The organism is Blautia sp. MSK.20.85, assembly GCF_013317245.1.
Classification (GTDB): domain Bacteria; phylum Bacillota; class Clostridia; order Lachnospirales; family Lachnospiraceae; genus Blautia_A.
The window spans coordinates 124873-146190 of the sequence record NZ_JAAIUN010000008.1; the positions used below are offsets into that span (position 1 = coordinate 124873).

Consider the following 21318-nt stretch of genomic DNA (forward strand, 5'->3'; position numbering starts at 1 on the left):
AATGCACATCAAAAGAACCGGCGTTCTTCCTTTTTTTGGAAGCGTCGGTTCTTTTTTCAATCCCTTTTTAAGCAGATATGACCATTCTCATGATCTGTTAGACTTATAATATATCAAAAAAAGCGGAAAACAGAACTGTCCTGTCGTTCCATTCTCCGCTTATTTCTTTCTGCCCAATATCATATTCCTCTTTACAGGTTAATGCCTCGGATGCGCCTTCATGTATACATCACGCATTTTCGCAACACCAAAATTCAAATAGATCTGTGTTGTAGAAATATCTGAATGTCCCAGCATTTCCTGTACACTCTTCACATCTGCTCCGTTCTGCAGCATATGTGCGGCAAAAGAATGTCTCAGGGTGTGTGGTGTGATATCATGCTGGATTCCTGCTTCTTCCGCATATCCCTTCAGCACTTTCCAGAACCCCTGTCTGCTCATGGACTTTCCTGAACAGTTGGTAAAAAGGCTCTGCGTCTCATTTTCCTTTACAAATATTCTGCGGGCTTCTTTCAGATATTTGTCCATGGCATTCCTGCAGACATTTCCTACAGGGATTACCCGCTCCTTCTCTTCATCGTGGCAGACTACATAACCAAGCTGAAGATTAATATCCTCCAGATTCAGGTGAAGCAGTTCACTGACACGCATTCCTGTGGCATAAAGAAGTTCCAGCATGGCGCTGTCCCGAATTCCCTTCGGAGTATTCAAATCCGGCTGTCTCAGAAGTCTGTCCACTTCATCCACAGAAAGGATCTCCGGCATCCTCTTCTCAACCTTGGGTGGCTTCAGCTCCAGGGACGGATCTCTCTCAATCCGGCCTTCCTGCTGAAGATACTGAAACAGTGCACGGATGGAAGCTACATTCCTTGAGATTGTAGAAGAGGCAAACTGTCCCCTCTCCATGTAACTGAGATATCCCTCCAGTTCCAACTCTCCCACGTCACGGATATCGTAAATCCCACGTTCCTCAAAATATGCTGCCATTTTCTTCAGATCTCTCTGATATGACACCTCTGTATTATGAGATGTTCTTTTTCTGTTATGTAAATATGTAATAAATTCCCGTATCTCTATGTCCATTCTCTTACATCCCGTTTCTAAATAACTCGTTATCAACCAAACCGTAAAATCTGTATTCTTTTATGACTGAATTATACTGTGTATTTTACATAAAATCAAACGGTTTTTCAGCGCAAAACCTCGCAATTTCAACACATTCCGCCTCAAACCACCAAATATCGCAGATTTTATGGAAACCATTACTACATATTGTAAAAATTTTTTTAAAAAAATTTCAGTCCCTTTACAACTTTTTCAAGAATCCACGGATTCAGGAAACTTTCCGCAAGAATTCCCCCTGTATACACCAGAAATGCAGTCATTCCCTGCCGGATATATAGCCTCGATTTCTGAGGTACAAGCCCATAGTTTTTCCAGATATCATAGGACTGTCTGTATACAAGACCAGCAAGATAAAAATACACCGGAATATAGATCACATACTGAGGAATCAGAAGTCCGGCCCCGGCCACACCTCCGTAAATACCAAATTCCAGCACGGATAAAGTCAGGATAAGTCCTGTCTCCATCCCAAGAATCAGCATATAAGCCACTGACAGCGGTACCCCAAATATGGTAAACCCACAGAAAAACAGAAAAAGAAAGAGTACTCCCCTGTGTCGTAACACTTCCAGCAAATATGCTCCGCCGGAAATATCTTTCCCCGCAAAATTCCGGATCAGATAGAAAGAAGCCAGGGTTTTCTGTTTCCATTCCATTTTCCAGATCAGATTCGGTATGATATTTCCCACCAGAAAACCGGTCAAAAAAAGAATCTCTGCCGGAAAACGACCAGCTGTTTTCCATTTTCTGCTTTCATTTCTTTTTTCCATTCACTCACCCTGTACCAGTTTACGTCCAAACTCTCCGTAATATAACCTGTTTCCGGGCAGCAAAAAAGCCGGCCAGCTATTAAAGCTGTCCGGCTTTCATTATTTCCAGAGTATTCTGTGAGCGAAAGCTTATTTTGCGTAATCAACCGCTCTGCTTTCACGGATCACATTAACCTTGATCTGTCCCGGATATTCAAGTTCTGCTTCGATCTGCTTTGCAATGTCTCTTGCAAGGAGAACCATATCTGCATCACTTACGTGATCCGGTACAACCATAACACGAATTTCTCTTCCTGCCTGAATAGCAAAAGATTTCTCTACGCCCTTGAACTCATTGGTGATATCCTCGAGCTGTTTCAGACGATTGGTATAGGTTTCCAGTGTCTCTCGTCTTGCACCAGGTCTTGCTGCGGAAATCGCGTCAGCAGCCTGTACAATACATGCGATAAGAGATTCCGGTTCCACATCGCCATGATGGGACGCAACTGTGTTGATAACGATCGGGGATTCCTTATATTTCTTACAGAGATCCACACCAATCTGGATATGAGAACCTTCCACCTCATGATCAATGGATTTACCGATATCATGAAGAAGTCCGGCACGTTTGGCCATACGCACATCCACACCGATCTCTCCTGCGAGAAGTCCGGAAAGCTGTGCAACCTCAATGGAATGTCTTAAAGCATTCTGACCATAACTGGAACGGAATTTCATACGTCCAAGAAGTTTCAGAAGTTCCGGATGGATTCCATGAACACCCACATCCATGGCTGCTGTCTCACCGTCTTCACGGATCTGTGTTTCCACTTCTTTCTGGGCTTTCTCCACCATCTCTTCAATTCTTGCCGGATGAATACGTCCATCCACAATAAGTTTCTCCAGAGCCACTCTGGCGATCTCTCTACGGATCGGATCAAACGCGGAGAGAACAACTGCCTCCGGTGTATCATCAATGATCAGATCCACACCGGTAAGTGTCTCCAATGTACGGATGTTACGGCCCTCACGACCGATAATCCTTCCCTTCATTTCATCACTTGGAAGCTGTACCACAGAAATTGTTGTCTCAGATACGTGATCCACTGCGCATTTCTGAATGGCATTGACCACATATTCCTTGGCTTTCTTGTTGGCTTCTTCTTTGGCTCTGTTCTCAAGCTCTTTATAGAGTCTTGCAACATCCACCTTTACGTCATCTTCTACAGATTTCAGTAATTCTTCTTTTGCCTGTTCGGAGGTAAGACCTGAAACTCGTTCCAGTTCCCGTACTCCTTTTTCCTCAAGTTCATTTACTCGTTTTTCTTTTTCTTGTAACTCGTTAAATTTCGCTGTACATTCCAGCTCACGCTTCTCCACTGCATTGGCTTTTTTGTCAACAGATTCCTCTTTTGACAAAACTCGCTTCTCGTATCTCTGCAGCTCGTTTCTCCGTTCCTTGGTTTCCCTTTCCAGTTCATTTTTAGTTCGCAGAGATTCTTCCTTTACCTCAAGTAAAGTTTCGCGTTTCTTGGTCTCTGCTGCTTTCAATGCTTCATCAAGAATATTCCTTGCTTTATCCTCTGCTGTACCTACGATTTCCGCATCCTTGCGTACTTTCTTGTCAACAGCAACCTTGCAAGTAACAGGAACTGCAATAAGTAGCGTGACTACCACAGCGACAATAACACCGATAATTGTGCCTGCCACAGGAGCACCTCCTTATTTAGTTTTCATTGTACAAATACAACAATACAAGTTTAGCTGTTTTTCACATTTATGTCAAGTTTTTCTCATGAAAAAGCCGATTTTGGTTAGCATGCATGAACTGTGACTTTTTTTGTACGGAATTATTCCATCTCGTGTTTCACACGGATGTTCATCTCATCCAGGGTATGTGAAATATCTTCGTACTTAAATGCTCTTCTGGCAAGGTAACCATAGAGTCTCCGCATCTGTCCTTCATCAAGCTCGGTATCCGGTGCATATTTCTTCTCTATGGTCTTTCGTAAAACGGCACGTTCATCAGGTTCCATAAGTTCTTCCATTTCCTCCCAGGCTTCCAGTGCAATCTGACGGTCTACACCTTTCATCTGAAGCTCGGAAAGGATCTTCTGGCGGCTCTTGGACTCCATGCGGAAAGAAATATATGTCCTGGCATAACGGGCATCATTAATATAACCGTAAGACTTCACATAGGCAATGGCATCTTCCACTGCCTCCTGTGAAAATTCAGCCTGACGGAGTTTATCCGTCAGGCCTTTCTCTGTACGATCCATATGTTCCAGAAGCCGCATGGCTTTCTTTCTTGCCCGGTTTCGTTCTTCCGGATTCAGCATGGATTATTCCTCTTCTTCCGTATCCGCTGCCTGTGCCGCAGATTCTGCTGTTTCATCAGCCGGATCCAGATGATACTGTACACGTACCTTCTTCTCGATCTCATCACGGATCTCCGGATGCGCTCTCAGGAATAATTTGGCATTCTCACGTCCCTGTCCGATCTTGTCCCCTTCGTATGCATACCACGCACCACTCTTGTTTACAATGGAGCAGTCTGCCGCAAGATCCAGGATGTCTCCCTCTCTGGAAATACCGGTTCCGAACATAATATCAAATTCTGCCTGTTTAAATGGCGGAGCCACCTTATTCTTGACTACTTTCACACGGGTATGGTTACCTACCATCTCACCGCCCTGCTTCAGTGTCTCCACGCGGCGGACATCCATACGGACAGATGCATAGAACTTCAGGGCACGTCCACCGGTTGTAGTCTCCGGATTACCGAACATTACGCCGACCTTCTCACGGAGCTGGTTGATAAAGATTACCACACAGTTGGACTTGCTGATAACAGCAGTCAGTTTACGGAGTGCCTGTGACATCAGACGTGCCTGCAGGCCCACATGGCTGTCTCCCATATCGCCTTCGATCTCTGCCTTGGGAACCAATGCTGCAACAGAGTCCACGATCACGATATCCACAGCACCAGAGCGCACCATGGTCTCTGTAATCTCCAGAGCCTGCTCTCCGTTATCCGGCTGTGAAATGTAAAGATTATCAATATCCACACCGATATTCTTGGCGTAAACTGGATCAAGGGCATGCTCCGCATCGATGAATCCTGCGATTCCGCCTCTCTTCTGAACCTCGGCAACCATATGTAAGGCTACGGTTGTCTTACCACTGGACTCCGGTCCGTAGATCTCCACGATACGTCCTTTCGGCACACCACCTACGCCAAGAGCGATATCAAGGCTTAAGCATCCTGTTGGAACTGCCTCCACCTGCATATGGGAACTGGAATCTCCAAGCTTCATAACAGAGCCCTTACCAAACTGTTTCTCAATATTTCCAAGGGCTGCTTCCAGCGCCTTCTGCTTCTCTTCACTGATCATTCTACAATCTCCTATTCTTTATTCTCTTCTATCGCCAAGTTTCCTGTTTTTTCGAACCTTTGTTCGTGTTTTCTGTATTACATAGTATTATAAAACGGAATGATTGTCAAGCAGAAAAAGCAGATAGAAAGGTTTCCCTTTTTATCTGCTTTTTAAAATGAACGCCGCTTATTTTTTACTGATCGTTGGTCAGTTTCAGTTTATCCAGGATATAGAACACAAGGCTTAATGCCATGGCAACCACACACGCCAGTACCATACCTGTAAGCTCCACATTTCCAAGTTTCAGGGCAATTCCGGAAAGTCCCACAACAAAGACAACACTTGTCAGTGTCAGGTTTCTGGATTTGCTGTAATCCACGTGATTGTCAACCAGCATACGAAGTCCGGAAGTTCCGATCATTCCGTAAAGGAGGAAAGAAATTCCGCCGATAACCGGACCAGGGATAGTACTGATCAGAGCTGCCAGTTTGCCAAGGAAAGAACAGCAGATGGAAAGCACTGCCGCACCGCCGATAACCTGTACGCTGTAAACCTTTGTCACAGCCATAACACCGATGTTCTCACCGTAAGTGGTGGTCGGCACAGAACCAAGGCATCCGGAAACTGTAGTGGAGAAGAAATCCGCAAACAGGGATCTGTGAAGACCCGGATCTTTCAGAAGATTTCTTCCGACGATCTTTCCGGTTACGATCTGATGTCCTATATGCTCGGAAGTTACCAGAAGCAGGGCAGGGAAAATCGTCATGACAGCCTCAAAATTAAATTTCGGGGATGTAAAATTGGGAAGAGCAAAAAACGCCGCTTCTCTCACCTGGGTAAAATCCAGAAGCCCGCATGCACCTGCTGCCACATATCCGGCAATGATCGCGATCAGAATGGGAATAACAGAAAGAAAACCACGGAACAGGATCTGTCCGAATACTGCCACTCCAAGTGTCACCAGAAATACAATCACATTCTTCGGATCTACCTTGTCATCCAGAAGTCCTGCCGTACTTGCCGCATTTCCCGCAAGTTCCAGACCGATCAATGCAACTACCGGACCCATTGCCGCGGTAGGAAGCACGATATCGATCCAGTCCGTTCCACACTGACGGACAATAAATGCCACACACATACCTGCAATACCAAGTACAACGAAACCGCCAAGGGCATACTCATAACCGTACTTGCTGATGACCAGAAGTGCCGGTGAAAGAAAGGCAAAACTGGAGCCTAGGTATGCCGGTGCCTTTCCTTTTGTGATGAAAATAAAAAGAAGTGTTCCCACACCATTCATCAGAAGCACGATGGCCGGATTGATTCCAAAAAGGAACGGCACCAGTACGGATGCTCCGAACATGGCAAACATATGCTGGATACTTAACGGTATCAGCATTTTTGCAGGTACTTTTTCTTCGACCTGTATGATTCTTTTTTCCACTCTCAAATCCTCCGTTTTTTATTATCCCACCGATTATAGCACAGGTTTTCTCATCGTGGGAGATTTTTTCCGCAAATATGCGTATGCTGTGTGGTATACTGTTGTTATCTCCTGGAAAACAGACGGATTCCGCAAATGCAAGTACAGTCTGTTCCGGACGAATTTTTTCAGAAAGGACTTTTCTTCTATGAAAGCATACGAACGACTTTTATCCTATGTAAAAATATTCACACCAAGCAACGAAGAAAGCACTTCCTCCCCTTCTTCCAGATGTCAGTTTGACCTGGCCCGCCTTCTTGTGGAGGAACTGAAAGGGCTTGGCATCTCTGATGTAACACTGGACGATCACTGCTATGTTTACGCGCATCTTCCGGCCACAGAAGGTCTGGAACACTGCAAAGCCCTCGGCTTTATCGCACATATGGACACAGTTTCCGATTTCTGCGACCATGCAGTCACACCTGTGATCACTGAAAATTATGATGGAAAAGATCTCCCTCTTGGTACAAGCGGCAGAACGCTTTCTCCGGAAATGTTCTCACACCTTACTTCTCTTGCCGGACGGACCCTCATCACCTCAGACGGAACCACAATCCTGGGTGCTGACGACAAGGCCGGCATTGCGGAGATCCTTACAGCGCTGGAGCATATCCTTACGGAAAAAATACCTCACGGACCTCTCTGTGTTGCATTTACGCCAGATGAAGAGATCGGCATGGGACCGGCTCACTTCAATGTAAAAAAATTCGGTGCAGATTACGCCTATACCCTGGACGGTGATACAGAAGGCGAGATCCAGTACGAAAACTTCAACGCCTGCAGTGCAAAAGTAATTTTCCAGGGCGTCAATGTCCATCCCGGTTCTTCCAAAAATACCATGGTCAATGCTGCCCTTGTTGCCATGGAATTTAATTCCATGCTCCCCTCTGCGGATACGCCAAGGAACACAGAGGACTATCAGGGATTTTTCCATCTGTGCTCCATGAAAGGAGATGTTTCCCAGGCTGAACTTCAGTATATTGTCCGGGATCACGATGCCGCTTCTTTTGAAGTCCGCCAGAAAACCCTTTCGCATATCACCAAAATTCTCAACGAAAAATGGGGTGAAGGTACCGTGACCCTTACCATCACCCAGCAGTACCGCAATATGAAAGAGATCATTGATACCTGCCCGTGGCTGATCACCCTGGCAGAGGATGCCTGCCGTGCCTGCGGTGTCACACCGCTGATCTTGCCTATCCGTGGCGGCACAGACGGAGCCCAGTTAAGTTTCATGGGACTTCCCTGCCCGAACCTTGGAACCGGCGGACATGCCTATCACGGGCCTTATGAGCACATTACTGTTGAAGGAATGGATGCCGCTGTAGATGTTACCCTTGAGATCATAAAACTGTTTTCCCAGAGAAAAGATTGAGAAAATCCCCTTAAAACCCTGCATCACCAGAAATCTGATATAAACAAAAAATACCCACAGATCCTCCGGCCGGTTATTTTCCGGAATAAATCTGTGGGTATTTCTATACCATATAAAATTCATCTGAACCAGGTCGAATCAGACGAAGACTTCCTTGATTCGGTTAAATGATCTTCATCATTCTCGCCAGTTTCTTCATATACCTTCCACCAGGCATCATACCCAGCTCCTCTTCACCAGGCTTACTTACAAACAGATATACAATAAAGTATACACAAGCAGCCAGGATCACGGAAATACCAAGGCAGATCACATTGGAATGGATCAGTGCATACAGTCCGTAATATACCACTCCCGCAACAACTCCCATTGGGATAGATGCCAGGAACGGGCTTAAATAAGCACTTCTCCATGGATTTTTGTAACCCATGTATTTCTTGATGGAACGGTCATTAAGAAGACACATCACAACTGCATAGACGATCTGTGCGATGACGATGGTATAAACACCAAGGTTGGTAAACACCAGAAGCAGTGCCATTGCGATCACATCCGCCACCAGAGCGATGGCTGCATGGATCATCGGAAGTTTCGGCTTGCCGATTCCCTGAAGTACACCGTTGGTAATATTGGAGTTACCGTTGAGGATAATGGTAATTCCTCCCAGGATCAGAAGCTGTCCGCCAACACCGTTGGTTCCCGGGAAGATCAGTCTTGTGATCGGTCCGGAAAGAACCGCAAGACCTACTGCCGCCGGAATGGAGATCAGCATGCTGATCCATGTGGCACGGTCTGTTTTCATATTGGCGCCTTCGATATCATGCATGGCATAATGTGCAGAAACCTCTGGAATCATGGAAGTCGGCGCCGTACTTGCCAGAGTCAGCGGAATATTGATCAGTGTCATATAATATCCATACTCGGAATACAGCGTCTGAATCACGTTCTTGGCAGCACCTTTGATGTCCATAATGCCAGAATACATATAGCTGTTGATATATCCGTTTACATTGTAGATAAAAGCGCTGAGAATAATCGGCATGATGATGAGTACAATATTGCTCATTACATGGCCCATACTCTCATTTACGGAATGATGGTCATTGGCGATCCTTTTCCGGATGATCTTGCGGTTTACCCCGTAGACGATCAGCATAAAGATCAGAGCGGACGCCACACCGGCACCGGTACCCATGGTAGCACCTGCCGCACCCCAGCGATGGACCAGATCCATATCTCCCGTTGCGGAGAAGTGCTGAATAAATACATGTGACATCAGAAGCGCAAAGGTTGCCACAAAAATCTGTTCAATAATCTGTGAGATCGATGTCGGCATCATATTGCGGTATGCCTGGAAATATCCGCGGAATACACCGCACAGACCAGACATGAAAATTGTAGGCGCAAGCATCTGCAGTGCCAGACGGGCATTTGCCATACTGTCCGGAACCAGGATTCCCGCACCAAATACACAGACAAGTGCCACGATGCCGCCGGCAACTGCCGCATAGATCAGAGCACCGTAAAATACTTTCTGTGCATCTTTATATCTGTGAAAAGCGATCTTTTCCGCCATGATCTTGGATACCGCCTGTGGAATACTGAAAGACGCGATCATCAGCAGAATGAAATATACATTCTGTGCAAACTGGAAAAGTGCAAAACTCTGGCTTCCCAGTGTGGTTGAAAGCGGGCTCTTGTACAGCATTCCGATGATCTTGGAGATCAGCGCCGCAACCATAAGAAAAGAGGCGTTTTTCACAAGTGTGTTATCGTTTTTTTTACCCATTTTACTTTCCTTAACTTAAATATTCTCGATCTGCCAGTCAATGGGTTCTTCCCCGTTGGCTTTCAGAAATTCGTTGGCCTTACTGAAATGTTTGCATCCGAAAAATCCCCGGTAAGCAGAAAGGGGGCTTGGATGTGGTGCTTCCAGGATCAGATGCTTCGGATTGTGAAGCATGGATGCTTTCATCTGGGCAGGCCGGCCCCAGAGAAGAAATACGATCGGACGGTCCTCCTCGTCCAGGATCCGGATGGCGGCATCGGTAAACTGTTCCCAGCCGATCCCCCTGTGGGAATTGGCCTGATGGGCACGGACTGTCAGCACTGTGTTTAAAAGAAGCACGCCCTGTTTTGCCCATTTTTCCAGATTGCCGTTGTTTGGGATGTAACATCCCATATCATCCTCAAGTTCTTTATAAATATTCACCAGGGATGGCGGTGTTTCCACACCTTTTTTTACGGAAAAACAAAGCCCGTGGGCCTGTCCGTCATTGTGATAGGGGTCCTGTCCCAGGATCACAACCTTCACCTGATGCAGCGGCGTAAAATGAAACGCATTGAACAGATCTTCCGGAGGCGGAAAAATCTTTCTTGTTCTGTATTCTGTCATCACGGTTTTATAAAGTTTGGCATAGTAAGGCTGGTGAAACTCACCTTTCAGCGCCTCCTGCCAGTCTCCCGCTATAGGAGCCATATCCTTCACCTCTCATCCAACTTATCTTCTCACGGAAATTCCTTTTTCCGCAAGGTAATCCTTCACTTCCCGGATCTCCAGTTCTTTGTAGTGGAACAGAGATGCTGCCAGTGCCGCGTCTGCTCCGCCTTCAGTCAGTGCATCATAAAAATGCTCCAGAGTTCCGGCACCACCGGAAGCGATCACCGGAATGGAAACCGCATCTGCAACAGCTCTTGTAAGTTCAATATCATATCCTGCCTTGGTTCCGTCACAGTCCATGCTGGTAAGAAGGATCTCACCTGCGCCAAGTTCTTCCACCTTCTTTGCCCATGTAAGAGCATCGATACCGGTATCCAGTCTTCCGCCATGTTTGTAGATATTCCAGCCGCCATCCGGCCTTCTCTTGGCATCAATGGCAACTACCACACACTGGCTTCCGAATTTCTGTGCAGCCTCATGGATCAGCTCCGGGCGGTCGATGGCTGCGGAATTTACAGAGATCTTATCTGCACCTTCACGGAGAAGTTTCCGGAAATCATCCACAGTACGGATTCCTCCACCTACGGTAAAGGGGATAAATACATTGGCAGCAACAGCTCTTACCATATCTACCACCGTATCACGCTCTTCACAGGAAGCCGTGATATCAAGAAAAACAAGCTCGTCCGCACCGGCTGCGTCATAAGCTTTGGCAATTTCCACCGGATCTCCGGCATCTTTCAGATCAACAAAATTCACGCCTTTTACTACACGTCCTTTATTTACGTCCAGACATGGGATAATTCGTTTTGTAAACATGATTATGCCTCCTCCTTTCCGGTGCCTGCCTCAAGTGCCGCAAAATTCTCAAGGATCTTCAAGCCCCACCGGCTGCTTTTTTCCGGGTGGAACTGGCATGCAAATACATTCCCCTTCTCCACAGATGCGTGAATACATGTACTGTACTGCGTGGTGGCTTTCACGATCTCTTCATCTTCTGCCTGAAGATAATAGGAATGTACAAAGTAAACGTATGTGTTTTCTGGAATATCTTTAAATAATCTTCCGCTGTTCTGAAGATGCAGGGAATTCCATCCCATATGCGGGATCTTCAGTCCCGGGCTTGGCGGGATCCGTAAGATCTTTCCCTTCAGGATTCCAAGGCCTTCCACTCCCTGAGTCTCATCACTGCTCTCAAAAAGCAGCTGCAGTCCAAGACAGATTCCAAGAAACGGAGTTCCTTTTTCCACGATCTCATGTATTACCGGAACAAGTCCGTACTTATTGAGATTCTCCATAGCATCGCCAAAACTTCCAACACCTGGAAGAATTACTTTATCTGCTTTCAGAAGCACCTGGGGATCTCTTGAGACGACAGTCTCCTGTCCCAGATACTGAAGTGCTTTTTCCACACTTTTTATGTTTCCTGCATCGTAGTCAATGATTCCTATCATAATAATGCTTCCTCCTGCTCTTTTGTATCTCGATATTCCTCTCTCACCTTCGATTTACATTGATTTAGTATAACGCAAAAACAGGCGGTTGCAAAGACTTTTCTCTGCTGCCGCCCGTTTTTTCGCATTATCACACTAAAGTTTCATTATTTCCGATCCAGTGTAAACCAGAATTCCACACCATTGTCAAAGTTCTGCACGCCGTATTCCTGGTTCATGCTTTCCATGATAGCTTTTACAATGGACAGACCGATACCGCTTCCACCGTATTCCCTGGTTCTCGCTTTATCAACTTTATAAAATTTATTCCAGAGATTTGGCACATCTGCCTCAGGGATCGGAGTTCCTGTGTTAAATACACTGATCTTCACACGGTTATCCTCATCCTGAAGTTTGATCTCGATCTCTTTCTCACCATCCAGATGATTCAGGGCATTGCTTACATAGTTTGTCACAACCTCTTCGATCTTAAACTCATCGGCCCATACATAAACCGGCTTCTCCGCCTCAAAGATCACGTTTGCCTCTTTCTGTCCGATCATGATATTCATGGTCTGGAGCACACCCCGGATCAGGGATACGATATCAAACCTCTCCATCACAACTGCGTCTTTACCAGATTCCAGCTGATTCAGCGTAAGAAGATTTTTTACCAGCTTATTCATCTTGGAGGCTTCATCCATAATAACGTCGCAATAGAACTCTCTACTCTCAGGGTCATCGGAAATGTTTTCTTTTAAACCTTCTGCATAGCCCTGGATCAGCGCGATCGGAGTTTTCAGCTCATGGGATACGTTATCCAGAAATTCTTTTCGCATCTTGTCGATCTTGATCTTATCCTCAATGTCCCGCTGGAGTTCATTGTTTGCGGATTTCAGTTCACTGATGGTTGTTTCAAGCTGTGAAGACATCCGGTTGAAATTATCCCCCAGAACATCGATCTCATTGCCTACTTTGCTCTCATATTTTGCCTCAAAATCAAGATCTGACATTTTTTTTGAAAGATCTGTCAGTTCGCTGATCGGGCGGGTGATCCGTTTCGTCACCAGCATGATCATAAGACCACTCACTACAATAATCGCAAGTCCAACCGCAAAATAAAACTTATTGGAAATGTTTGCGCTCTCACGAATGCTCTCAAGTGGTGTCCTTATAATAAAATAATGTTCATCATCCAGCTGTCCCCAGCATTCCACATAATCCATTCCTGCAAAACGGTCATGAGACTGCTGGATCGTATAATTGTCTCCCTGTTTCAGAGTCCGGCTCTTGTCCCCATCCTCATCCAGATCGTAGACATATCCGAACAGTTTGCTTTGAAGCATTTTTTCATTTTCGCCCCAGGAAAGCCAGCTGGTATTGCTGCTGTCAATGATAACCCAGGAAAGATTGTTTCTGGAGCAGGCTCTCTGGATCTCATCAGGGATACTCTCCGAACCTTCGGAGCTGTCACTGTTCATCATCTTGTCAATGTCTGTATTTTCCAGCGTTGTACGGAGATCAAGAAGTACATCGATTTTTTTTGTCACATAATATTTTTCAAGGAAAGCTCCGTTGATCACGGTGATAGTCAGAATGGACAAAAACAGCAGTCCGATAAAATATGCGGTGATCTGATGGCGTAGACTGTGGATTTTTTTTAGTTTTTTTTCTGGCTTTTTCATTCTCCTACCTCAAACTTGTAACCCATACCCCAGACTGTCTTGATGTACTCTCCTTTGTCGCCCATTTTACTTCTCAGTTTCTTTACATGGGTATCAATGGTTCTGGCATCACCAAAGTAATCATAATTCCATACAGAATTAAGAATTTTTTCTCTGGAAAGGGCGATTCCCTCGTTTTCCAGAAAATAAGTCAGAAGCTCAAATTCCTTGAAGCTTAAATCCATCGGTTTACCGTCCACTGTTGCCTGATGTGCTGCCTTGTCGATGACAATACCGCCTGCGGAAAGTACCTCATCCGGGTTGCTCTGTCCGGTTCTTCGAAGGATGGCTTCTACACGTGCCACCAGGATCTTTGGACTGAACGGTTTGGAAATATATTCGTCTACGCCAAGTTCAAATCCCAGAAGTTCATCACGTTCATCCCCTCTTGCTGTCAGCATAATGATGGGAACTTTGGAATTCTTACGGATCTCACGACATACTTCCCAGCCGTCCATCTTCGGCATCATCACGTCCAGGATCAGCAGTGCAATGTCTTTTTCTTTATAAAAAATATCCATGGCTTCCTCACCGTCACCGGCTTCCAGTACCTGGAAATTCTTTTTGGTAAGGAAATCTTTTACCAGTTTTCTCATTCTGCTCTCGTCATCTACTACAAGAATCTTTAATGCGTCCATTCTATCTTCCTCCGTTTCTCAAGTGCTGTTCCGGACAGTTATTTTCAGTCCGAAATGCTCTGTGTTATCCCACTTTCACAGAAAACAGATTTCTTCTCTGCTTCCCGTTCATTCTAAAGCGGATCTTCCCGTTCCGCTTTGCTATATGCTCATAATATATCACAGGTTTGTGTTGTGTGTGTGAACGTAATTTCATTTTTTAAGAAAATTTTGTGTAAAGCAAATATAAAAAAGAGAACCCTTTCACTTTCAAAAGGATTCTCCGATTTTTTCTCCCATAAGTACTCTTGTTTCCATTCCTGCCTGTGAATTTTTGAGGATATCTTCATCTGGCTTTACCGCATTTTTTTCGGTGATCAGCACAATGGTGGAACCACCGAAAGCAAAATTGCCTTTTTCCTCTCCACGTTTCACAGATGCCCTTCTTGGCCGGTTTTCGATCTTCCCCACAAAGAGAGCGCCTACTTCCATCATCAACATCGTGCGGAAATTTTCTGTTTTCAGAAGGGAATATTCCCGGCTGTTTTCTTTATAGATAGGATAGGCATCATTTGCCACAGGGTTGACTGTATGCAGAATCCCGGGGATTCTGATACGCCGGGACTCTGCTGCATTGTCCGGATAAATATATCTGTGATAATCCTGGACACAGAGACGAAGTACCCACACATAGCCACCCTGATATCTTTTCCCAAGGGAAGGGTTCCTTAAAAGTTCCTCCACTGTATATCGGGTCTGTTTGATATGAAGACAGGCTTTTTCATCCACAGGATATACACTGGCCCGGCAGTCACAGGGACTGATAAAATGCCCGGGTTCCATATCGATCCTGCGGGCACCCTCCCGGATCTTTCTCTTGAAAAAATCATTGTAGGAAATATATTTCCGCGTTTCATAATCACTCATATCCAGATGATTGAGCCGGATAAACGGTTCCACTGCTGCTGCCGAAATCCTGGAATCCAGAAGCTTTCCCACAACCGTGGAAACAGCCGGGGTAACCAGCGGCCGGATCATCATACGCCCGGCCACAGAACCGTAGATTTTTTCCAGCAAATTATTCTGAAAAGAATCTTCCTTTTTAATGTTTCCCTTTCGGTCTGCCGTCCGGATCATAAATTACCGCCTCTTTCCATGGAAAGTTTGTAGAGATAATTGAATTTCCACCATCCCTCATTATAGAAAAGAACCAGAAGGACTGCCACTGCAACTACCGCAACGATGATCACCAGCTCCCGGTTGGTTGGCTTACGGAATTTAAAATCCAGGATAAACAGAAGTCCTACTGCCAGCATTGTGATATGGAGGAGCACCACAAACCATTTATACTCCGGAAAAAGCAGGGAAACCACAAACAGAAGTGGCAGGATCACGGACATGGATGTGATGGGAAGTCCCTGATAATATTTCCGGTTTTCGGAGGTTTCATTCTGGCGTTTTTCTTCCATAACATTGAAATATGCCAGACGGATCAGGCCTGCAAGACCGTAGAACAGAAGAATGGCAATTCCGTAAATATGATACATGCCAAGCTTAAATCCCAGCACAATGGGAAGGATTCCGAAACAGACAATATCCGCAAGAGAATCGATCTGGATCCCGAAGCACTTCTCTTCCTCCGTTCTGTTCTTCTTGGTTCGCGCAATCTTTCCGTCAAACATATCACACAACCCGGAAAATGCCAGACAGCACACTGCTGCTGAAATATGGTCCGTCACAGCGCAGAAGATTCCGATCATGGAAGACACTACGCTTATGTAAGTCATTATTACCGTGTAATCATAAAATCCTATCATTTGCACACCTCATTTTTCTCTTTCAATTACTTTTTTCCAATAGTCAGCTGGGCCACCACTGTAAACGCCGCACTGATCAGAAGCTCCCCATAATATCCAAGCCCTCTGCTAAGTACCATTCCCGGAAGCAGCAGTCCCCCGAACACCGGGCTGAAAATATTAAGGAACAGCGTCTCACTGATTCCCATTCCTCCCGGAAGCGGCAGCATATCCACAGATACCGAGATCACGGCCTGGAGAAAAAGGATCTCCCAGAATCCGGTGCCGTGAAGTCCAAAAGCCTGATATACAAACCAGGTCACCGCAAACAGTGCCATACGCTGGATAAAAGTGATTCCAATAACTTTAACGATCACAAAAGGATTATTCTTCAGATATGCCGCAGTATTTCGGTAAGTATCCATGGAATCTTCCAGTTTTTTCAGACGCCCATCTTTTTTCTTCACCAGATGAAGTCGTTCCAGAAGTTTCATTCCCTTTACCATGATCGCTTTTGCCAGAAGTGGATGGAACACCAGGATGGTCATAAATGTAACGCAGAAAATATTCAGTGCCAGTCCCAGGTAAAACACCGGCAGGATCCCTTCCAGATATTTATGGAGAAATCCCCTTCCGAAAATTGCGATTCCAATACCGATCACCACAAGTACCAGTTTATAGGTGATGGTTACGATCATCAGAATTACCGTTGACACCGGAATGGAAATCTTTTCTTTTTTCATGTAGTAGATCTGCATGGGCTGTCCGCCACTGGCGGACGGTGTGATACAGCTGAAAAAAAATCCCACGGAAGAGAACAGAAAACAGGTTCTCTTTTTCAGCTGGATTCCACTGGATCTCATCATGTACCAGATGATGATGGATTCTCCCCAGATAAAAAACGCTACCAGTGCAATTCCCGGAATCAGCCACCGTTTGTCAGCCCTGTGTATGGCATCCATCATGGAAGACAGATCTTCTCCGTGAAAAACGCCGTAGATGGTCAGGGCAAAAACGACCGCCAGGAATACTCCGTTAAATATGATCTTTTTTCTGCTTTTCATCTCTTGGCACCTTCTATATATCTGTTGATCTTCTTCTCAATTTTACTTCCGACCCGTTCATAAATATGCCAGATCTCCGTTTTCTGTCCCAGCATAAAACATATCTGTGCCAGGATCACGCCACCGGCCACATCCACCAGAACATGCTGCTTGGTAAAAAGGGTGGACAGAAAAACCAGAACTGCCAGCACAAAAGATACTCCTTTATACCATGCCGGAATTCTTTTCTGGTCTTTGATTCCCAGGAAACAGAACCAGCTTACCAGGCAGTGAATGGATGGAAACAGGTTATCCGCCGCATCAATGGAATAAAGCCATCCTGCCAGCAGATCCCAGAAACCGCTCCCCTCGATCACCGGTCTTGTGTTGGTGGTGGGGTATGCCAGAAATATGATCAGGCACACGCAGCGGGATATAAGATCTGCGGTAAAAAAACGGTAAACCTGTTCCTTCTCCTGCCTTGCCGCAAGAATATAATTCACTGCCCAGAATATATAACATCCGAAATAGACAATTAAAAACTGCGGCACAAACGGGAGCCGCAGGTCAAGACTACTTTCTATGTTGTGATGGTACCAACCGCCTGCAATTGCCCTTGAACCGGAATATACAAGACAGTTAAATACAAATGAAAAAACAAGGGGAAAAAGCCCGTACGCAGGTACAACCCCTGTTACATATTTCCAAAAACGTTTCATAAATTCACGCCTCATTATTTTATTGATCTCAGGAAGAAAACGTATTTTTTCCTGATGTTTTCTGTTACTCACAGTATAACAGTCGGGGCGTATGGTTTCAACTAAATATGGGAATTTTAAGAATTGTTAAGATTTCAGTTCAGCTAATTTTTCTTTTTTGTTCATACTTTTTTCAGAATGACGTCACAGAATGACCACAAAATGTGAGTATATTATTAGATGTGCAAAGGGTACTACCTTTGATAACACTTTTTTCTTTTTCATACTGCCGGGGCTACCTCCAAACAAAGCCCCGGCCTCCTTCCTTTTTATTTCCCCATTTTTTTAATTATGCCATGCAAGACGTACACTGGACGGATGTACTTCTTTTGTCATCCAGTCCACATCGTTGGTGATCCAGTCCATGATCCCCAGCTGACGTGTTTCCCATGCGATGGTCGCCTCTCTTGCTTCCGGTGTTTCTTCCACTTCCATGGTAGTGTCGATCTCATCGTATCCGAAAATATATCCGCCTGCGCTCCAGATGCTGAAGTTACTGTCCGGGCCCGGATCTATTGTATCGCCTCTCTGTGCTACAAGTCCGTCATGACGAGCCTTGTATTCTTCCTCACAGCCGTCTTTTAATTTTGTCATGAACATTCTGTGGCGGATCAGCTCTTTGTTTTCTCTCACAACACCAAAATTATGATACATCAGACGCATGTCTTTTCCAGGAGTGGAGATCCAGGTAAATGTATCCTGGATTTTTTCAGTCAGTGCTGCTTTTACTTTCTCCTCTTTTGGAGAGATCACAGCTCCGTCTGCATTTTCATAATATCCGAAGATCAGGTCTGCAGCATTCCAGATGCTGAAATTATGAATGCCGTTGCGATCCAGATATGCGGTAAGCTCCGGCCAGATTTCGCCTAAGGTCTTACGGTAATCGTTCATTTTTCCTTCTTTTACTTTCATTGCAAAAGCATGTCGTTCCATTTATGTACCCTCCTGTTTTATATGGCGTTTGCAGAAATTTCCATATGTAGTCTCATCAAAAATAACTGGTCTCTTTCTTTTCCGTACTCTGAGTTGATTTTAACACTTTTATCATACTTTTACAATTATACCACTGTATTTTGAAACATTCTCTGCACTTTTTTTCAGGCCAGATAAAACATCACCATCAAAGGCATGGTCACAATGCTGACCAGAGTTGTCATTACATTGATAGTACTGGCATAGACCGGTTCCCGGTCGTACAGCTGCGCCAGCTGTACAATCGTTGTTGCCGACGGTGTGATCACTGCCATCAGGCTGATCAGAAGAATCGTTTTTCCGTCTTTTACAAGAGATGCCAATGGCAGATATTTCAGAAGCAGCAGTACGATCAGCGGCGTCACCACCATTTTCAGGATCGTGATCAGATAGATTCTGGAATGACTGAAAATATCTTTCCATTTTACCTCTGTCATAGTCATTCCAAGCATGATCATACATACCGGTCCCAGGGTGGCTGAAATCTGGCTCATGGTATTTCCAAAGATGACAGGCAGTCGGATCTGTGTAAAGAACAGGACAATGCCAAGGATAATGGCGATCAGATTGATATTGCAGAGGATTTTTTTCCAGTTAATTCCTGCCTTCGCCTCCATCAGTGACTGTCCGTGGGTCCACATCAGGATCATCTGTACACTCAGGAAAGCGCTGGCATAGATTACCCATTCCTCTCCAAGGACTACGGTCACAAGCGGGATCACCAGGTTTCCGGAATTGGAATAAATGATGGATTCTTTTTCCACCACGCTTAATTTCAGCGGTTTGCCGATAATCTGTGTAAATACCAGCAGAAAAATATGGATCAGGACCGCTGCTGCTATTGCCAGAAGAAACCCATTCCGGATACTTCTGGAATATTCAATCTGAAACGCATTGATCATCACACATGGCATGATGATGTAAATGCAGATCACCGACAGTGTCCTGCTGCTTTTCGCATCGATCAGTCCACATTTTACCACCGCAAACCCGCAGGCCATCATCAGAAAAAATACTATGATCTGCTGCAATAATTGTAAAGTTATCATTTTCTTTTCTCTCCTTCTGTACGCATCAGTTCTGCTCCAGCTCTTTCAGGGCCGTCTGAAGCTGCGTGTCTTTCTCATGTGTAAGTTCTGCCCAGTCTGTAATGTCTCCGGAAAGCTCTGCTTCCACATCTGGAGTGATTCCTTTTTTATTGATGTCATTGCCCTTTGGTGTAAAATATTTTGCAATGGTGATCTTTACTGCGCTGCCGTCGGTAAGCGGCTGGATGGTCTGCACTACGCCTTTTCCGTAAGTCGTTGTTCCCACGATCGTTCCAATACCGTAGTCTTTCACTGCTCCCGCAAAAATCTCTGATGCACTGGCACTGTTTCCGTTTACCAGAACTGCCAGCGGCATAGTCAGCTCATTCTTTCCGTCACAGGTTTCCTCTTCCCGTTTCCCGTTTTTGTCCTCTGTATAAACGATCAGTCCTTCCGGAAGGATCTGGCGGAGTACTCCACAGACTGCGGTAAGAAGGCCACCCGGATTGTCGCGGAGATCGACTACCAGTTTTTTCATTCCCTGGTCTTTCAGATCTGCAAATGCTTTTTTATACTGGTCACTGGTCACTTCGGAAAACTCGGAAATCCGGATATATCCGGTGTCTCCGACAAGCATCTCATGAGAGACAGTCTGGATTTCCACATCTCGGATCTCTACTTTGATATTCTGAGTTTTCTCTTCATCTTCCCTTTGTATGGTCAGCGTTACGAAATCTTTATCACTGTCACGGACCATGGAAGCGATGTCGGAAGTTTCTTTTTCTGTGACATCTGTTCCATCGACCGCTTTGATCACGTCTCCGGTTTTCAGACCTGCCTGTTCTCCCGGTCCGCCTTCATAGAGCTGCACGACCTTTGCCCCTCCGCCATCCTCTTTCTGGAGAACTGCCCCGATTCCCACGTAGGAACCTTCATTGGAAGTATTCAGTTCTTTATACTGTTCTGCCGTGTAATACGTGGAGTATGGATCCTTCAGTCCGGCGAGCAGACCTGCATAAAGGCCCTCCCGCAGACTGCTTTCATCCTTTTCATCCAGATATTCTGTATCGATCAGTTCTTCCAGATAATTCAGCTTCTGGACTGTTTTCACGTCTGACAGTGCATTGCCTTTGGGAAACAGCACTTTCTGATAACTGACAAAACCAGCCCCTGTCACAACAAGCGTGGCTGCCACTCCGATGGCTACGCCTTTTTTGAACTCTTTATTTTTCATATCTTTCCTTTCTTCTGCACAGCCCGGTAATATCACAGATTCTCTGTTTTCCTTATGTGCCGTCCGTTTTTTATATACTGAAAGCGGCTGCCGGTTCTCCGACAGCCGCTGTATCTCTTATAGGTATGCATCCCGCGGATACACGCAGATCCGCTCTGCTATTT

The 21318-nt window shown here is 45.4% G+C and carries 20 protein-coding genes; 1 reads left to right on the forward strand and 19 read right to left on the reverse strand.

Annotated elements, in window-relative coordinates:
* Positions 1-198: 198 nt before the first annotated feature.
* The 6 genes from xerD to uraA all read right to left on the reverse strand — a co-directional run bounded on the left by xerD (position 199) and on the right by uraA (position 6695).
* Positions 199-1083 (reverse strand): site-specific tyrosine recombinase XerD, encoded by an 885-nt coding sequence (xerD, locus tag G5B12_RS06765; protein WP_021976876.1) that lies wholly within the window; start codon positions 1081-1083, stop codon positions 199-201.
* 203 nt (positions 1084-1286) lie between these two features.
* Positions 1287-1895 (reverse strand): stage II sporulation protein M, encoded by a 609-nt coding sequence (locus G5B12_RS06770; RefSeq protein ID WP_021976877.1) that lies wholly within the window; start codon positions 1893-1895, stop codon positions 1287-1289.
* Positions 1896-2024: 129 nt separating this feature from the next.
* A complete protein-coding gene (gene rny / locus G5B12_RS06775; protein ID WP_021976878.1) occupies positions 2025-3584 on the reverse strand; it encodes a ribonuclease Y in 1560 nt (519 codons plus the stop codon).
* A 140-nt stretch (positions 3585-3724) separates the two neighbouring features.
* Positions 3725-4213, reverse strand: a complete 489-nt coding sequence (locus G5B12_RS06780) for a regulatory protein RecX (protein WP_021976879.1) — start codon at positions 4211-4213, stop codon at positions 3725-3727.
* 3 nt (positions 4214-4216) lie between these two features.
* Positions 4217-5269, reverse strand: a complete 1053-nt coding sequence (recA, locus tag G5B12_RS06785; RefSeq protein ID WP_021976880.1) for a recombinase RecA — start codon at positions 5267-5269, stop codon at positions 4217-4219.
* 175 nt (positions 5270-5444) lie between these two features.
* Positions 5445-6695 carry a uracil permease gene (gene uraA, locus G5B12_RS06790; RefSeq protein ID WP_174087956.1) on the reverse strand — a complete coding sequence of 417 codons (1251 nt, stop codon included), beginning with the start codon at positions 6693-6695 and terminating at the stop codon, positions 5445-5447.
* A 187-nt stretch (positions 6696-6882) separates the two neighbouring features.
* On the opposite strand from uraA, the gene pepT reads away from it, so the two are divergent.
* Positions 6883-8109, forward strand: coding sequence for a peptidase T (gene pepT, locus G5B12_RS06795; RefSeq protein WP_174087957.1), 1227 nt, complete (start codon positions 6883-6885; stop codon positions 8107-8109).
* A 163-nt stretch (positions 8110-8272) separates the two neighbouring features.
* On the opposite strand, the gene G5B12_RS06800 is transcribed toward pepT, so the two are convergent.
* From G5B12_RS06800 to G5B12_RS06860, 13 genes are all read right to left on the reverse strand, one after another.
* Positions 8273-9898: a putative polysaccharide biosynthesis protein gene (locus tag G5B12_RS06800; protein WP_174087958.1), complete on the reverse strand. Its 1626-nt coding sequence runs from the start codon at positions 9896-9898 to the stop codon at positions 8273-8275.
* A gap of 15 nt (positions 9899-9913) precedes the next feature.
* Positions 9914-10588: a uracil-DNA glycosylase gene (ung, locus tag G5B12_RS06805; protein ID WP_021976884.1), complete on the reverse strand. Its 675-nt coding sequence runs from the start codon at positions 10586-10588 to the stop codon at positions 9914-9916.
* Between the two features lie 21 nt (positions 10589-10609).
* The gene (hisF, locus tag G5B12_RS06810; protein ID WP_021976885.1) at positions 10610-11368 is read right to left on the reverse strand and encodes an imidazole glycerol phosphate synthase subunit HisF; all 759 of its coding nucleotides are present in this window, start codon (positions 11366-11368) and stop codon (positions 10610-10612) included.
* Between the two features lie 2 nt (positions 11369-11370).
* Positions 11371-12003 (reverse strand): imidazole glycerol phosphate synthase subunit HisH, encoded by a 633-nt coding sequence (hisH, locus tag G5B12_RS06815; RefSeq protein ID WP_021976886.1) that lies wholly within the window; start codon positions 12001-12003, stop codon positions 11371-11373.
* A 146-nt stretch (positions 12004-12149) separates the two neighbouring features.
* Positions 12150-13667: a sensor histidine kinase gene (locus G5B12_RS06820; RefSeq protein WP_021976887.1), complete on the reverse strand. Its 1518-nt coding sequence runs from the start codon at positions 13665-13667 to the stop codon at positions 12150-12152.
* A complete protein-coding gene (locus G5B12_RS06825) occupies positions 13664-14344 on the reverse strand; it encodes a response regulator transcription factor (RefSeq protein ID WP_118062120.1) in 681 nt (226 codons plus the stop codon). The genes G5B12_RS06820 and G5B12_RS06825 overlap by 4 nt, the downstream gene beginning before the upstream one ends.
* Positions 14345-14593: 249 nt before the next feature.
* Positions 14594-15460 carry a phosphatidylserine decarboxylase gene (locus tag G5B12_RS06830; RefSeq protein ID WP_021976889.1) on the reverse strand — a complete coding sequence of 289 codons (867 nt, stop codon included), beginning with the start codon at positions 15458-15460 and terminating at the stop codon, positions 14594-14596.
* Entirely contained in the window at positions 15457-16140 is a 684-nt protein-coding gene (locus G5B12_RS06835) for a CDP-alcohol phosphatidyltransferase family protein (RefSeq protein ID WP_021976890.1), read from the reverse strand. Before G5B12_RS06835 ends, G5B12_RS06830 begins: the two co-directional genes overlap by 4 nt.
* 26 nt (positions 16141-16166) lie before the next feature.
* The gene (locus G5B12_RS06840) at positions 16167-17183 is read right to left on the reverse strand and encodes a lysylphosphatidylglycerol synthase transmembrane domain-containing protein (protein WP_021976891.1); all 1017 of its coding nucleotides are present in this window, start codon (positions 17181-17183) and stop codon (positions 16167-16169) included.
* Positions 17180-17881 carry a phosphatase PAP2 family protein gene (locus tag G5B12_RS06845; RefSeq protein ID WP_021976892.1) on the reverse strand — a complete coding sequence of 234 codons (702 nt, stop codon included), beginning with the start codon at positions 17879-17881 and terminating at the stop codon, positions 17180-17182. Before G5B12_RS06845 ends, G5B12_RS06840 begins: the two co-directional genes overlap by 4 nt.
* 324 nt (positions 17882-18205) lie before the next feature.
* On the reverse strand, positions 18206-18853 hold the full coding sequence (locus G5B12_RS06850) for an L-rhamnose mutarotase (RefSeq protein ID WP_021976893.1): 648 nt from the start codon (positions 18851-18853) through the stop codon (positions 18206-18208).
* 164 nt (positions 18854-19017) lie between these two features.
* A complete protein-coding gene (locus G5B12_RS06855; RefSeq protein ID WP_118062119.1) occupies positions 19018-19941 on the reverse strand; it encodes an AEC family transporter in 924 nt (307 codons plus the stop codon).
* Positions 19942-19966: 25 nt separating this feature from the next.
* Entirely contained in the window at positions 19967-21154 is a 1188-nt protein-coding gene (locus G5B12_RS06860) for a S41 family peptidase (protein WP_174087959.1), read from the reverse strand.
* Positions 21155-21318 lie beyond the last annotated feature (164 nt).

What these genes read in the sequence shown, in the direction of transcription:
- G5B12_RS06830 (WP_021976889.1), bottom strand. Translation starts at nt 15,460, where the DNA reads ATGATCCGGACGGCAGACCGAAAGGGAAACATTAAAAAGGAAGATTCT.
- G5B12_RS06835 (WP_021976890.1), bottom strand. Translation starts at nt 16,140, where the DNA reads ATGATAGGATTTTATGATTACACGGTAATAATGACTTACATAAGCGTA.
- G5B12_RS06850 (WP_021976893.1), bottom strand. Translation starts at nt 18,853, where the DNA reads ATGGAACGACATGCTTTTGCAATGAAAGTAAAAGAAGGAAAAATGAAC.
- G5B12_RS06825 (WP_118062120.1), bottom strand. Translation starts at nt 14,344, where the DNA reads ATGGACGCATTAAAGATTCTTGTAGTAGATGACGAGAGCAGAATGAGA.
- G5B12_RS06820 (WP_021976887.1), bottom strand. Translation starts at nt 13,667, where the DNA reads ATGAAAAAGCCAGAAAAAAAACTAAAAAAAATCCACAGTCTACGCCAT.
- G5B12_RS06845 (WP_021976892.1), bottom strand. Translation starts at nt 17,881, where the DNA reads ATGAAACGTTTTTGGAAATATGTAACAGGGGTTGTACCTGCGTACGGG.
- hisH (WP_021976886.1), bottom strand. Translation starts at nt 12,003, where the DNA reads ATGATAGGAATCATTGACTACGATGCAGGAAACATAAAAAGTGTGGAA.
- G5B12_RS06800 (WP_174087958.1), bottom strand. Translation starts at nt 9,898, where the DNA reads ATGGGTAAAAAAAACGATAACACACTTGTGAAAAACGCCTCTTTTCTT.
- xerD (WP_021976876.1), bottom strand. Translation starts at nt 1,083, where the DNA reads ATGGACATAGAGATACGGGAATTTATTACATATTTACATAACAGAAAA.
- G5B12_RS06855 (WP_118062119.1), bottom strand. Translation starts at nt 19,941, where the DNA reads ATGATAACTTTACAATTATTGCAGCAGATCATAGTATTTTTTCTGATG.
- hisF (WP_021976885.1), bottom strand. Translation starts at nt 11,368, where the DNA reads ATGTTTACAAAACGAATTATCCCATGTCTGGACGTAAATAAAGGACGT.
- recA (WP_021976880.1), bottom strand. Translation starts at nt 5,269, where the DNA reads ATGATCAGTGAAGAGAAGCAGAAGGCGCTGGAAGCAGCCCTTGGAAAT.
- G5B12_RS06840 (WP_021976891.1), bottom strand. Translation starts at nt 17,183, where the DNA reads ATGAAAAGCAGAAAAAAGATCATATTTAACGGAGTATTCCTGGCGGTC.
- pepT (WP_174087957.1), top strand. Translation starts at nt 6,883, where the DNA reads ATGAAAGCATACGAACGACTTTTATCCTATGTAAAAATATTCACACCA.
- ung (WP_021976884.1), bottom strand. Translation starts at nt 10,588, where the DNA reads ATGGCTCCTATAGCGGGAGACTGGCAGGAGGCGCTGAAAGGTGAGTTT.
- G5B12_RS06780 (WP_021976879.1), bottom strand. Translation starts at nt 4,213, where the DNA reads ATGCTGAATCCGGAAGAACGAAACCGGGCAAGAAAGAAAGCCATGCGG.
- G5B12_RS06770 (WP_021976877.1), bottom strand. Translation starts at nt 1,895, where the DNA reads ATGGAAAAAAGAAATGAAAGCAGAAAATGGAAAACAGCTGGTCGTTTT.
- G5B12_RS06860 (WP_174087959.1), bottom strand. Translation starts at nt 21,154, where the DNA reads ATGAAAAATAAAGAGTTCAAAAAAGGCGTAGCCATCGGAGTGGCAGCC.